Annotated in this window: 12 protein-coding genes; 3 read left to right on the top strand and 9 right to left on the bottom strand. The window is 47.4% G+C overall.

The window, feature by feature from the left end:
- Nucleotides 1-580: 580 nt before the first annotated feature.
- The 3 genes from hisG to fdhF all read right to left on the bottom strand — a co-directional run bounded on the left by hisG (nucleotide 581) and on the right by fdhF (nucleotide 5,030).
- On the bottom strand, nucleotides 581-1,456 hold the full coding sequence (gene hisG / locus ACIDITHRIX25_RS77770) for an ATP phosphoribosyltransferase (protein ID WP_052606263.1): 876 nt from the start codon (nucleotides 1,454-1,456) through the stop codon (nucleotides 581-583).
- A gap of 198 nt (nucleotides 1,457-1,654) precedes the next feature.
- Nucleotides 1,655-2,062: a helical membrane plugin domain-containing protein gene (locus ACIDITHRIX25_RS77775; RefSeq protein WP_201733163.1), complete on the bottom strand. Its 408-nt coding sequence runs from the start codon at nucleotides 2,060-2,062 to the stop codon at nucleotides 1,655-1,657.
- 4 nt (nucleotides 2,063-2,066) lie between these two features.
- The gene (fdhF, locus tag ACIDITHRIX25_RS77780; protein WP_201733164.1) at nucleotides 2,067-5,030 is read right to left on the bottom strand and encodes a formate dehydrogenase subunit alpha; all 2,964 of its coding nucleotides are present in this window, start codon (nucleotides 5,028-5,030) and stop codon (nucleotides 2,067-2,069) included.
- Between the two features lie 630 nt (nucleotides 5,031-5,660).
- Between fdhF and ACIDITHRIX25_RS77785 the strand changes: the two genes are divergently transcribed.
- Both ACIDITHRIX25_RS77785 and ribD read left to right on the top strand, forming a co-directional pair.
- The gene (locus ACIDITHRIX25_RS77785) at nucleotides 5,661-6,140 is read left to right on the top strand and encodes a MogA/MoaB family molybdenum cofactor biosynthesis protein (protein WP_052606267.1); all 480 of its coding nucleotides are present in this window, start codon (nucleotides 5,661-5,663) and stop codon (nucleotides 6,138-6,140) included.
- A gap of 41 nt (nucleotides 6,141-6,181) precedes the next feature.
- A complete protein-coding gene (ribD, locus tag ACIDITHRIX25_RS77790; protein ID WP_160291851.1) occupies nucleotides 6,182-7,192 on the top strand; it encodes a bifunctional diaminohydroxyphosphoribosylaminopyrimidine deaminase/5-amino-6-(5-phosphoribosylamino)uracil reductase RibD in 1,011 nt (336 codons plus the stop codon).
- A 345-nt stretch (nucleotides 7,193-7,537) separates the two neighbouring features.
- Here ribD and ribH read toward each other — a convergent pair whose 3' ends face one another.
- The 5 genes from ribH to def all read right to left on the bottom strand — a co-directional run bounded on the left by ribH (nucleotide 7,538) and on the right by def (nucleotide 11,548).
- Entirely contained in the window at nucleotides 7,538-8,008 is a 471-nt protein-coding gene (ribH, locus tag ACIDITHRIX25_RS77795; protein WP_052606270.1) for a 6,7-dimethyl-8-ribityllumazine synthase, read from the bottom strand.
- Between the two features lie 243 nt (nucleotides 8,009-8,251).
- Entirely contained in the window at nucleotides 8,252-9,466 is a 1,215-nt protein-coding gene (locus ACIDITHRIX25_RS77800; RefSeq protein WP_052606271.1) for a bifunctional 3,4-dihydroxy-2-butanone-4-phosphate synthase/GTP cyclohydrolase II, read from the bottom strand.
- Nucleotides 9,467-9,524: 58 nt separating this feature from the next.
- A complete protein-coding gene (locus tag ACIDITHRIX25_RS77805) occupies nucleotides 9,525-10,103 on the bottom strand; it encodes a riboflavin synthase (protein ID WP_052606272.1) in 579 nt (192 codons plus the stop codon).
- 30 nt (nucleotides 10,104-10,133) lie between these two features.
- Nucleotides 10,134-11,051: a methionyl-tRNA formyltransferase gene (gene fmt / locus ACIDITHRIX25_RS77810; RefSeq protein WP_201733165.1), complete on the bottom strand. Its 918-nt coding sequence runs from the start codon at nucleotides 11,049-11,051 to the stop codon at nucleotides 10,134-10,136.
- A complete protein-coding gene (gene def / locus ACIDITHRIX25_RS77815; RefSeq protein ID WP_052606274.1) occupies nucleotides 11,051-11,548 on the bottom strand; it encodes a peptide deformylase in 498 nt (165 codons plus the stop codon). Before def ends, fmt begins: the two co-directional genes overlap by 1 nt.
- Nucleotides 11,549-12,036: 488 nt before the next feature.
- Between def and ACIDITHRIX25_RS77820 the strand changes: the two genes are divergently transcribed.
- On the top strand, nucleotides 12,037-12,864 hold the full coding sequence (locus ACIDITHRIX25_RS77820) for an SCO6745 family protein (protein WP_201733166.1): 828 nt from the start codon (nucleotides 12,037-12,039) through the stop codon (nucleotides 12,862-12,864).
- A 440-nt stretch (nucleotides 12,865-13,304) separates the two neighbouring features.
- Here the strand turns inward: ACIDITHRIX25_RS77820 and ACIDITHRIX25_RS77825 are convergent, their stop codons facing one another.
- Nucleotides 13,305-13,580, bottom strand: a complete 276-nt coding sequence (locus tag ACIDITHRIX25_RS77825; protein ID WP_052606276.1) for a hypothetical protein — start codon at nucleotides 13,578-13,580, stop codon at nucleotides 13,305-13,307.
- Between the last annotated feature and the right edge of the window lie 509 nt (nucleotides 13,581-14,089).

The following is a 14,089-nucleotide window of genomic DNA, read 5'->3' on the forward strand; positions in this document are numbered from 1 at the left end:
TGAGTTTCAGCAAAGCAATATGCTCACCTGAGACTCAGATCAAGACCATAGCCAAAATGACAAATTCGCCGATCCATAACAAATCCTGCCCTACAAACATTGGCCGAACCATAGATAGCACACTTGCATCCATTCACATAACATATAGAGAAAAAACAATCGGAATCCGCGCCTAAAAACTCTCGATAAATGGACATCAAAATTGGTATCAAGATAACCATGGCCGACCCCTGATTTCGCACAAGTACTCCACCACTAGAGATGGCCGCAAGAAATCGATGGCGTAGCCTAAGTTATAGCCAAAGTTACAGCCAAAAGACGAGCTGAAGCTTAAATCAAGTCGGCTTCGCCACTATGTCTACACGTCCAAGGATTGCACGCCACAGAACAATGGATGCCGTTGCAAATCTCCCATCCCCACAGGGGAACTTATCGTGAATTTAACGCCACACGGCTACAAGACGAGAGTTGTACCCCGCCCAAAATCAAAAAGCACCCATATAGGTAAATTCAGCCCAACAATGGAGCTAGGGATGAGGCGGCGACCGAAACCTTACCTTATCGTCAATCAAAAGAAGCACTACGGGATAATTTTAGAGAGCGGAAGCTCCAAGATGCCGGTAGCACCTGCGTCTACCAACATTGGAATCAAGGTGTTAATCCCCTTGCGCGGCACGACCGTCTCGACCGCAAAACCAGCGTGACCAAAGAGTTCTGCCACCGTAGGCGCCTTCATGGATGGAATTAGAGAAATTACCTTCTCGAGATCCGATCCACCCACATTCAGCTTGAGTAAGACTTGACCCCTTGCAGCAAGCGTTCCCGACAAGAGGGTATAGAGCTGATTCATCGCGTGCCTTTTAGCCGGATCAGCAGCAGCAATTGGATTAGCCAAAAGTTCAGTGTACGAGACCAAAACTGTATCGATAATACGCAGTCCTGCCGCGCGGATAGCCCTTCCGGTCTCAGTGATTTCTACCACAGCATCGGCTATATCTGGAATTTTAGCTTCAGTCGCTCCATAAGAAAGAAATACGTCTGCATCAATCCCTTTGTCCTCGAAATATCGTCGAGTCAAATTCGGGTACTCGGTAGTCACCCTGACGCCGTCTTTGAGATCTGAGACCGACTTGACTCCTGAAGATTCCGAAACTGCCAGCACAACTCGAATTGGATTAGTAGTGACCTTTGAGTATCTCAGCTCTCCAATACTCACCAACGTGCTCGAGGTCTCTTCAACCCAATCTCGACCGGTAATTCCTATGTCAAAGAGGCCATCGGCAACATAGGTTGGAATCTCCTGTGGTCGCAAGATTCGAACCTCATCGATCCTTGGGTCGTCGACGCTAGCTCGATAGTCCACCTCCGATGAACGCTCAACAACTAGATCAGCATCTCCAAATAGCTCCAGAGTCGCCTTCTCCAACGATCCCTTTGGAAGCACAACCTTTAGCATTCAAACCTCTACTTTATTCAAACTCATCGATAATAACCCTAGCCGTCAAGGATCTGACCAAGAGTAACCTTGAGCAATTGATTTGTGGATGTTTCGCCAATATCCAAAGAACTCAACCAAACCAACGATTCACCCTCTTTGAATGCAAACAAATACAAAGGTGATGGTCCATCAGGTAAGCCTCAAATGACTTTCACTTTATGACTTTGAACCAATGCCAGCCACAAAAGCAAGTCCCATGGCGATTCCTCTTCTCACCTCAGCACTTCGCATCGTTCTAAACAATTCCATAAATGTTGGAGGACGCTTAGATCCAAGGATCTCCGAAGTAGCCGAAAGACCACTTTGGAGGCCCCGGAGCAACTTCGGATCGAGTTGTCCTGCCAATCCTAAAAAACGAGCCAAATTTTCAATTCCTTGTCGAGTCGATGGATTATTCATCTTCTCCACAATCACACTTGTCGACTGCGGTCCATTCTCTAAAAGGGCATTCAACAACTCAGTGACCTTTGAGGTTGAGAGGTTCTCCACAAGACGTGCCAGCTCATCTTGAATCAATAGCTTTTCATCAAATTCTGGTTTGTAATTTTCAATCGCCTTGGCCATTGGATTATAACCCTCCATCTTTTCTGGGTTGCGAAGGCTCTACGTAGTCGCTTCGCTCCCATTTGCTTTCTACCAAAACTCCCATTTGGGGGTTCCTCACACCATTGCGAAAGTTATTTTTAGGAAGTGGAGACTTACCTTTAGCCGACAAAACCTCCATCTTGACCGCTAGCTCTTTGTATGCAGGGGTATGAGTAGCTCGATCTGTATGAGACGAGGTAAGTGCATTGATAGCGCTCTCATTACTTTGAGAATTCATGGGCAGGTAAACTTCGCGCCCATGAACCCGGTCACTAATCAAAACCGACACCTTTACCGCTCCACGGCGAGAGGTAAGTCGAACAACACTCCCATCGCTAAGATTTCGTTCTTTAGCCAGCTCGGGAGATACTTCCAAGAAAGTACCTGGAGTTCTAGATGAAATTCCCTGAGACTTATATGTCATATTCCCCTCATGAAAATGCTCCAGGAGGCGGCCATTGTTGACGTGTAAGTCGAATTCATCGTCAGTCACTTCGCTTGGTTCAATGAACTCGAGTGGATAGAGTTGAGCTTTTCCAGATGGAAAGGCAAAACCATCCAAAAACAAGACGGGGGTATCGCTTCCATCTGGTTTTACCGGCCACTGAAGCGATGAAAATCCCTCCAGCGCCCCATAGGTAACACCGACAAAGATTTCGGCACACCTAGATGCCTCGTCCATGATCTCCTCGGGCGAGCCATAGCTCCAATTGGCACCAAGCGCATTCCCAATTGAAGTTATAATCTTCCAGTCAGGGCGTGACTCACCCAATGGCTCTAACGCTTGATAAAGTCGCTGAATGCGACGCTCGGTATTTGTGAACGTTCCCTCTTTCTCTAGACTCGGACTCGCTGGCAGAATTACATCTGCAAATTGCGCAGTCTTAGAAAAGAAGATATCTTGCACAACAAAGAGCTCCAACTTCTCAAAGGCGCTCTGGACGTGGTTAATGTTAGCATCGACAAGACCCATATCTTCGCCGATCAAATATAGGGCCTTTAGGGAACCGCCATGGATGGCGTCCACCATCTCATGGTTATCGAGACCAGCCGTCTTTGGTAGACCGACGCCCCACTGTCGCTCCCACTTGGCCACTACAACAGGATCAGATAGTTTTTCATAGCCTGGCATCATCGCTGGCATCGATCCAAAATCAGAGGCACCTTGAACGTTGTTATGTCCACGCAATGGATAGGAACCACACCCTGGTTTTCCATAGTTTCCAGTGATCAAAAGTAAGTTAGAGATCGCCGTAGAGGTATCTGAGCCCCCATTATGTTGGGTAACGCCCATTGCCCAACAGATTACGACGCCCTTGGCGCTGACGATCTCATTAGCCACTTCTATGAGTGTCTCTTTTGAGATTCCAGTAATATTTGAGGTTGTCTCTAGATCAAAAGGCTCAAGGCTAGCGATATAGTTCTCTAGGTTTTCAACCTTTGACGTAAGGAACTCCTGATCAGCTAAGTTATTTTCATAAATATACCTAGTGACCCCACTGAGCCAAACCAAATCGGTTCCTGGTTTTGGATGAAGGAAGATATCTGCACGCTCGGCCATCTCATGACGACGAAGATCCGCGACTATCAACCGCTGACCCTTGAGCTTATGTGAACGTTTTATTCGCGTCGCGATCACCGGGTGGCTCTCTGCTGTATTTGAACCAATGATTATCACCAGCCCCGCGGCCTCTATATCGGTCACCGAACCAGAGTCGCCTCCGATTCCAACCGTTCTCCAGAGTCCCATCGTCGCTGGACTCTGGCAGTATCTAGAGCAATTGTCAATGTTATTGGTCCCAACAACCGCACGAGCCAACTTTTGCATGAGGTAACTCTCTTCGTTGGTGCACTTTGAAGATGAGATGAAGCCCAATGCGTCGGCTCCGGCTTCACCTTTTATCTCTCTCATGCGTCGGGCTATATAGGATATAGCCTCATCCCAACTCGTTTCACGAAAACCCTCGCCATCTCGAATCAACGGAGTAGTAAGTCGTTCCTTGGAATTTATGTAGTCCCATCCAAATTTACCTTTTACGCAGGTAGATACGGCATTTGTCGGACCATCGCTCGGTTCCACTTTTAGGATCTTGCGACCTTTGGTCCATACCTCAAAGCTACAGCCGACTCCACAATAGGTACATACGGTCTTGGTCTTTTTGATCTGCGACCCTCGAAGCCGAGATTCCATCTCCGAGATAGCCATAACCGACTGAATTCCAGTAGCTGGTTCGGCTGCTTTTGTAAGTGCGATCATTGGGGTAGTCAACGAAGAAGGTAGGCCAGAAAGAAACCCGGCTTCACCAAGCATCGACTTTTCTATCAATGCATTACATGGACAAACCGTAACGCAGTGACCACATCCTACGCAGCTAGATTCACCGGCCAATACACCATCGTCCCATATGACACGTGGCCGTTCCAAACTCCAATCGATCGAGAGGGTCTCGTTGACCTGGAGATCCTGACAAGCCTCTACGCAGCGACCACAGAGGATACACTGGCTTGGATCATATCGATAAAAGGGATGAGAAGCGTCAATCTCATATGGCTTAGCTTCAAATTCATACTTTGGGTGCTTAATCCCAGAAGCCGATATCGTGTTATGGATTACGCAATTGCCGTTATTGTTCTCACATAAGGTGCATGCGAGGTCGTGATTATGCAAAACACGAGAGATTGCTTCTATTTGAGCCGCCTTAGCACTTGGAGAATCACTCAACACGGCCATGGCGTGGCTAACTCGGGTATCGCATGCTCGTACAAGCTTTGAATCAACCTCAACAAAACATGTATCACATGTCCGAATTGGACCCAACACTTCGTTGTAACAGATCTGAGGCAACGTCTGCTTGTAACGATTGACTACATCTATTAGCAACTCACCAACTCGACAGGTCGCCTCAATACCATTTATCGTAATCGAAATCTCTTGACCATATTCCATAGTAGCCAAGCCTACATCTATAAATTTACGATTACTGAGTCAATAGGGAGCCAAAATTCCAGATGGGCACCAAAAATCATTTCGGCTAATGGCGATAACTGGCCGGCTATCTGACAATCCATACAGTCCAGTGACCCAAAGGTCGCCAAAGCCAAATCTCACGACCTCTTCAGAGACCAAATTACCGTCTAGAGCTACCGAAGGTTGCTTAGAAATAGGTAGCTTTGACCCGAAATGACGTATCACCTAATTGCGAAGCGTTGCTCGGCACCACAATACTAAATCTATATCTATCTCAGCTAAACGACACCCTGGTCACATCTTGTACAAGGGGTGCGACAGAAATTGCCATACAACTGGGCAATCTAATCGCAGGGCAACGAGATGTTTCGACGCCCACCTCTTTGCGCCCACAAGCGACAACAACGGCGGACCGAAACCCACCTGATACAAGTTGTCGAGTCAAGTGAGCTGCGATCGTCCTATATTCAACTAACAACTAAGTCAAGAAATCTGACCAAACAGTGGCGTCTTTGGTATCTATAGTTAGAAGGTTATTTCGTCGATCCATCCGTCTGGCCACACCGAACACCTCCATTTACTAGGGTGTAGCCAAGGAGGTTTTAATAAATGCAAGAAGCGAAGATTCTCACTGTATCAGATGGAGTAGCGAGCGGAGCCAGACAAGATCTATCGGGGCTAGCAATTGAAGAACTCCTAATCAATAACGACTTCGTAGTTATCGAGCGACGCGTCTGTGAAGATGGAAGAGACGTTGTAGCTTCGAACCTGTTGGAGCTAGCAAAAGACTTTCATGGCCTCATTGTAACCACCGGTGGCACAGGATTTAGCAAACGAGACCAGACTCCCGAGGGTACGGCTCTCGTAATCGAACGGGAAGCACCAGGCTTTAGCGAATATATGCGCGCAGCTAACCCCTTGGGGATGCTCTCACGAGGAAAATCAGGTATTTATCGATCGAGCCTCATTTTAAATACACCGGGCTCCCCAAAGGGTGCGACCGAAAACCTTCAAGCCGTGATCGATCATCTAGGACATGCTCTAGCACTTTTGGAGGACCCTGCGAATCCTCACCCAACTAAACCATGAGCCAAGACGACACTAACAGCTGGAGCGACAAAGACGACCAAATGATGCGTCTTGCCATCGCAGCCTCTTGCGATTCTCGAATCATTGCCCGACCAAATCCATGGGTGGGAGCGATAATACAAACTTACGACAATGAAATTGTAAGCGGGTCGACTCAAGCACCTGGCGATCGCCATGGCGAGATTGTGGCGCTGGACAAACTGGGTGATAGAGCCCGATCTGGAACCCTTTGGGTAACACTAGAGCCATGCTCACACCATGGTAAGACTCCCCCGTGCGTCGAGCGAATCATCTCATCAGGAATAGAACGAGTCGTGGTCGGAATAATCGACCCTGATCCAAGAGTTGCTGGAAGTGGAATAAAGATCCTTCGTGAAGCCGGGATTGAAGTTTGCGTCGGTGTCCGCGCTAAAGAGGTCGCAATGGATCTAGTTGGATATCTAATCTCTAGGAAGTTGGGACGCCCAATGACATTGGTCAAGTTGGCATCTACCTTAGATGGATACATCGCCGCAAGTGACGGAACCTCCAAATGGATCACCAACGAGGAATCCCGTCTGGCAGTGCAAGAACTTCGGGCCGACAGCGACGTGATAATCGCTGGATCTGGAACCCTTAAAATCGACGACCCATCTCTCACAGTTCGATTAGAAAATCGACGCTCGCCCCTACGAGTAGTACTCGGAGCGATCCCACCAAATGCGAAAGTCCATCCCGCTAGGTCATTTAGTGGTGATATCAAAGATCTACTTAGCGAACTAGGCAAAGAAGGCAACCTCATGGCAATGATAGAGGGAGGCGCACACGTAGCAAATCAATTTCTCAATCAGCACCTGATCGACAGATTACACATCTTCTATGCCCCTAAAGTTTTAGGAGGTGGGCAAGGTCTGCGACTCTTCGAGGGCCAAGGTGCGCTAACGATGGCCATGGCCTATGAGTTTGATCACCTCGATACTAGAACTCATAGGGGTGACATAGAGGTAATTGTCCAATCAAAAGAGACCACGAAGCTCATCCAAGAAGTCGTAACAGCTTCAACGAACCACTAAGACAGTAATCCGCTTTGATTCGTCAATCACTATGGGAAAATCCAGAAATTAAATTTCGCCGATCAGAAAGTCTTAAAGCCCACTAAATGATAACCAAGCCAGTGCAACTTATATCTGTCCAAGTCTCTCACCACAACAATCAAGCCTTAGATTTCTTGGTTGACTCCTAAAGTTGCCTTGGTGAGACTATTGCCAAAGAATGCAACGACACCTTGATTTGTCGTTGAGCCAAAAAGCGCTTTCCTCAGTCCCTGGCAACTAGTCTCTTGCAGCTGTTCTCGATCTCTTGCAGCTGTTCTCAATCTCTTGCTAAAGACTCTTACAAAAAATAGAAGTCCATCAGCGTCAGCTTTGGATCTGGTCCATCACCGAGCGCATCTCAAGAGCCGCCATCGCTGCATCAAATCCCTTATTTCCGGCCTTAGTTCCCGCCCGCTCAAGAGCTTGTTCAATACTATCCGTTGTAAGAACACCCATAATCACTGGGACTTCACTCTCAAGCGAGGCGTTCAATATACCTGAGGCCATGGAGGAGACGACAACGTCGTAGTGGCTCGTAGCTCCACGAATCACTGCACCAAGGCAGATAATTGCTCCGTAGCGACCGCTCTTAGCCCCCACCTTTGCCAGCAAAGGCAACTCCGCTGCTCCGGGTGCATAGGCCAGGTCAATATTGGCTTCATCCATTCCATGACGAACCAAGCAACGCTTGGCGCCCTCAACCAATGGATCCACAACCAGCTCGTTGAAGCGAGACGCCACAATCAACACTCGCCACTTCGGAGGTTCATATGTACCTAAATAAACAGCTCCCATTCGAGCTTCCTTTCACCTTGTGGACTATTCATCCAAATTATGACAGATGACCGCAGTTATGGAGTCATCGAAATTCATTGTGCTGTCAATTTTGCTCGATTAATTTTGCTCCATCAAGGGTCAAAGTCAACTGTCAAAGCGCTCAAAAAACCATTTTGCACAGGCTAGCTTTGACCCAAAACGCTTTGGCCTAAAACGTCACGACCCAAAAATGCTGCGACCACTCTCGCAGAATTGAGTCGATCATATACCTTCGATCAGGTGACCCATGCGACTCTTCTTAGTCCGAAGATATTCAATATTTGACGGATTAGGAGAGGTCGTTAGTGCAACTCTATCGACGATGTCAAGGCCAAAACCGGCCAAACCTCCGTATTTGGCGGGATTATTAGTGAGCAGCCGCATCTTTCCGACGCCAAGATCCACCAATATCTGAGCTCCAATGCCATATTCTCGCGAATCAACTGGAAGTCCAAGCTCCAGATTGGCATCAACGGTATCGAAGCCCTCATCTTGTAGAGAATAAGCACGAATCTTATGCGCGATTCCAATTCCGCGCCCCTCGTGGCCCCTCAAGTAAACAATTACCCCTGATCCCGCCTTTGCGACCATCTCAAGAGCACTATCGAGCTGCGGACCACAGTCGCATCTCATCGAGCCAAAGACATCCCCTGTGAGACATTCCGAATGAACACGCACGAGAGTTGCTACATCTGGATCGATCTCACCCATCGTAAGGGCAAAGTGGCTTTCGCCATCGAGCAGTGATTCAAAGACATATCCGACAAAATCACCGTATTTTGTCGGGATCTTAGCCGACGCACCATCGACCCGACGAACTAATTTTTCGTTTTTTCGCCTATACCGAACAAGATCTGCAATAGAGATCATTACAAGGCCGTGCTTTGTCGAAAAGGACTCCAGCTCATCAAAACGTGCCATTGCCGATTTATCACTGGTGACAATTTCACAGAGAATACCAGAAGGAGCAAGTCCTGCCAAAATCGCCAAATCGACAGCCGCCTCAGTGTGACCTTGACGCTTGAGAACCCCACCTTGGCGATATCGTAGCGGCAGCACATGGCCAGGTCGAGCCAGGTCCCTCGGCTTTGTTAGAGGATTTACCAACGCCTGAATAGTTGCTGCTCGATCAGAAGAAGATATGCCAGTTGTGGTTCCGTGCACCGCATCCACGGTAACGGTAAAGGCAGTTCTTTGAGATTCCGTGTTCTCATGAACCATCAGAGGAAGGTCTAGCTCGTCGAGGCGCTTACCGATCATCGAGGCACAGATTAGACCTGAGGTATGTTCTAGGTAAAAGCTTATCGCTTCGCTGGTAACGAATTGGGAGGCCATAATGAGGTCGCCCTCATTCTCACGATCCTCATCGTCGACCACCACCACCATCTCTCCACGTGCGATGGCTTTAATAGCCTCTTCAATTGCAGCTAACGGCACAACAAAACCTCAATTACGAAAAAATAAACTTGGCACAAGCCAAATACAATCGGCAAAGCTATCTAACTGCCGAAAACTGCGCGCTGGCAATTCGAGATACGTGCTTAGCCAAAACATCAAATTCTATGTTGACAAGATCGCCCGGCGCTCGATCTCCAAGAGTTGTGACTAAAAGAGTGTGAGGGATCAAAGCTACCTCAACCCAATCCTCGCCATTTCCAGCAACGGTCAAAGATACCCCGTCGATAGCGATAGACCCCTTTTCGACGACGTAGAGGGCGTCGCTTGGTGAGATTTCAATGCGAAATCTCTCGCCAGCGCTTAGCACCTTGGCGGTTGAATCAATGTGACCTAAAACAAAGTGGCCACCAATTGAATCGCTGGCGAGCATGGCAGCTTCTAGGTTTACCCTTGTCTCCAAGGTGTAGGTCAGTACCTTTGTCCTAGATTGAGTCTCGCAAACAACATCGGTGCTAAAGGTCTCATCACTGAAATCCACCACAGTCAAACAACAACCATCCACCGAAATCGATTCACCAATTTCAAAGCCTTTGCCTCGGTTGAGCCATTGAAAGATATATCTTGAAGAATCTATTCCAACCACAGAGCCAATACTTTGGACTAAACCGGTAAACATTAAATCATCAACTCCAATGATTGATAGCTGCTACTGAAATGATAACTTCTTAGAGCCGACTCTAACTCCACGCAACCAATCAGACGCAGTCATCACCCTTCGCCCCTCAGGCTGCACCTCTAACAAAAGTAGGCCACCTGGATTACAGATTACGATATCATCAACTATCGTTCCCGGATCATCATCATCGAGCGCATCGATCTCTATAGGCCGCGCTGAAATGATCTTGACGCGCTTATCCTTTAGCGTCGTCCAGGCCTCACCCAATCTAACGATCTTGAAATTAGCCTCAGAATCCAAGTTGAAGTCGCAATGGAGGTCGTCAGAGGTAATCTTCTTAGCGTAAGTCACTTCACCATTCTGCGTAACTCTTTGTGAGAAACCCTCGCTACCCTTAGAAAGATGATCGACCAATAGCTCGGCGCCTATCTCGGTAAGTGTCTCTCTTAGCTCTTGAGAGGTCTCATCACCCGATAGAATCAACTCCGACTGGGCAAAGATATCACCTTCATCAAGGCCAGGGCCGATCTCCATTAGGCACACCCCTACCTTTTCATCTCCGGCAAGAATTGCCCGCTCGATCGGAGCGGCACCTCTCCACCTTGGTAGCAGCGAAAAATGTATGTTGACAAAAGGAGCAAGCTCCAGAATCTCATCACTAAGGATCTTTCCAAAGGCAACCACCACTCCAAGGTCGAAGTCAAAATCAACCAACTCCACCGGATCATAAAGAACTTTGATGCCATGGACAAGTGCAACTTCTTCAACGAGCGTGGGCGAGATCGCCTTTCCTCTGCCGCGTCGAGCTGGTGGATTAGTGACTACACAAACCGGCGTCATATTCGATTCGATAAGGTGCTCTAAGACGCTTGCGGCCTCTTGGGGTGAACCCATAAAGACAATCTTTGGATTACTAGAAAGGCTACTGAACTCATTTTTATTTGCCACTATTTCATACTTTCGAGTGCGAGCTTACGAAGTTCCTTCTTCGAAGCCTTTAATTGATCAGGATCTAACCGTTCAACAAGCAATACACCGTTTAGGTGATCAAGTTCGTGTTGAAATACGCGACCTAATAAGTTGTCCCCTTCTATAGATACGGGATCTCCGTTTAGGTCGATCCCTTCCAAATGAACCACTTTGGGACGAGTAATCGGCCAGAACAACCCGGGCACACTAAGGCACCCTTCCTCGTAGGTCCATTCGCCGGAGGTCTCGGTGATTACGGGATTTAGAACAACCCTAGAACCATCGCCAATGTCATAGACAAAGATGCTTTTGGATATACCTATTTGGTTCGCAGCCAACCCTACACCGGGTGCGATGCGCATTACCTCGATCATCTCTTCGCAAAGGCGTGCAATCGAACCGTCGATAGTGTCGACCGCCTTAGTTCGTTGACGTAAAACTGGATCACCATAGGTACGAATCGGAAGTTTAGACACAACTTACATCCTAGTCCGCTTCGTGTCGCTATTGAAACCAACCGACCTTCGCGTTCTTCAAAGTTCAACGATTATAACCGAGCTGATGCTTTCAAAAGGTTACAAACATCTCCTTTGAAGCTCACGGCCAATGCTATTGTACAAAACACCCCACAAAGTGAGGTTTGAGAAACGCTCGATTAAACACTGCCTCTTGGACTTACCGACTAGTCAAACCAAAGTAAGGCAGCTGCCCCATTTCGCTAAATTAGGGCCACTTTAACTTCAGCCAATATAGACCATCGGCAAAGAGTAAGATCATGGAGGAAGTTGAGTTCTCGTTTTGTATATAACCGAGAAAACTAATGACACGCACCTAAACACAAACCTAAACAAGACAAACCCCAAGAACGATAATCCACTGACCATCCAAACCAAAGATAGGAATCTTCTATTTGAGGCGAACTATTCAAAAAGGATGAAAAAAATGATGAAAGGAGCCAACGGAATTGGAAAACTTGGCAAATGCACGTCGCTTTTATAAGGCATATGAGTTAGCGCATGCTGGCATATACTTCTATGACCCGGCCCACCAATACTACAAACAAGCTGGCGTCTCGTCCCGCTTTATGGGCTATTTCGCCTCACGGGTGGCAGGTATGGGAGCGGTAACAGCCCCTGTGGTCACTTCTAGCTTCTACTCATTTTCGCCTTCAGCGATAGAAAATTTCATACCCCTAGCTTGGTCTCTAACAACCCCAGGGGCCATGATCGAGGCGAGACTCAAAGCAGCAGGCGAGATGCTCGCCGTTCCATGTCAAAGCCTTGGAGACGAAGTTGATTATTTGATTGAGAAACTTGAACCAATTTCCAAGACGTTGCCCCTCTACGGTCGACCACTATTTGCCGGTCACCTATCCATAGAATTAAGCTCCGATCGACCAACGCGGCTATGGCAGCTGATCACTCTATTTCGTGAACACCGAGGCGACAACCATATTAACTGCCTCGTGCATGCACAGATAAGTGGAATTGAAGCAAATTATCTCCACTTCCTAGATGGGAGAATCCCTAGAGAATTTCTCACCAGATCGCGAGGATTTAGCGATCAAGAGTGGGATGACGCTCTCCAAGTGCTAATCACTAGAGGTCTTGTCGCTAAAGACGGTCAATCACTCACCACCGAGGGGAAATCTCTGAAGGCATCTATTGAAGACGAGACCGACGCACTCTCAAACCAAGGGCCTGCCCAACTCGCCGACGATACCGAAAGGGTCATCGAAACTCTTCAAAAGCTATCGAAGTTAGTCAAAGAGACCCACTCACTTCCGATTTAGAAGATACATCTTCCCGAGGCGACCTTCCCAAGTGTCAAAGCTTTAGGAAGGTCGCCCGCATCCATAAAACCAAACAGATTCGAATTCAGACAAACAAGAGCGCGCTAACATACCATTCGAAAGCCAATATGGCATTATCTCACCATTTCAAAAGCACTAGTTCATGCATTTCTGCGTAATTTAGCTCTGTCTTATTGAGATTTAACTCTGTCTTATTGAGATTTAACTCTGTCTTATTGAGATAGGTCTATGCCTCATATGTCAAAGCGCGCATCGCCACCTACGGTCCTGTCGTGTTTCGACTTGAGAACCAAAAATCAGGTGACACGCAGCCTTATCTAAGTCAGGGTCGCTCGCATCCCTATCTCCCAAAAATTCTAAGTCGGCATTTGTCTAAGATTATACCAGACTAGACCTATCGCCGAAAGATTAATGAAAAGTCACAAGGAGTCGTTCCTACAATCAAAGGCCACTAATTGAACCTCAAAGTTTTCGACACCTAAAATCAAATTTGCCGCAACCGTCAATTCGACCCCGCAGCAAGGCAAGCCAACTTTAAATCCTTCCAAAAACTCACGCACCTCTCGAAGATTCGCGACTGCTACCCAATTTCCTTTGATCGCCATAACGAGACACGTCACGGATTTAGACCTGTTGAAATTCGAGTTCGCCAAAATACCAATGAGAGCAACTATCCAGACTGCCACTGTCGCCATTATCAAAATCCGAAATCGAATCTACCTCGGGACGAATACGCTCCCAATGGCCTCACCCAGTCAAAATAAAGCGATTCCAACAAGAACAACCCACCACAAACGCTATTATAAAAAGTAACGATCACATAAAAAATGATCCGTAATCGATGCTTCGAATGCGTCTACATGGCTCATTCCAAAAATATTCAACCGAGCCAATCTAAATGAACAATCTCAATGAATCACGGATGCACCACTGGGTAAAAAGCACATAAAAGATCGGAGATCCTTTGACGGAGACCAAGAAAGGATCCTTTAGAGATTGCTCAACAACACCCAGCTAGAGAGTTGGAGCAAAAGAGTTGGAGCAAAAATCATGGGCATCGCCTTGCCTAAAAAGCCTCATCTGGGACGACTCACATGGGACGAATCGCCGAGGATCGCTTTTGTAGTCACCTGTTTAAAGTCGTCGCTTCTAAAAATCCTGTTCATCTCAATGATTCAATTTCACCATCCATATCAACCAGCGA

It is taken from the genome of Acidithrix sp. C25, from assembly GCF_904848545.2.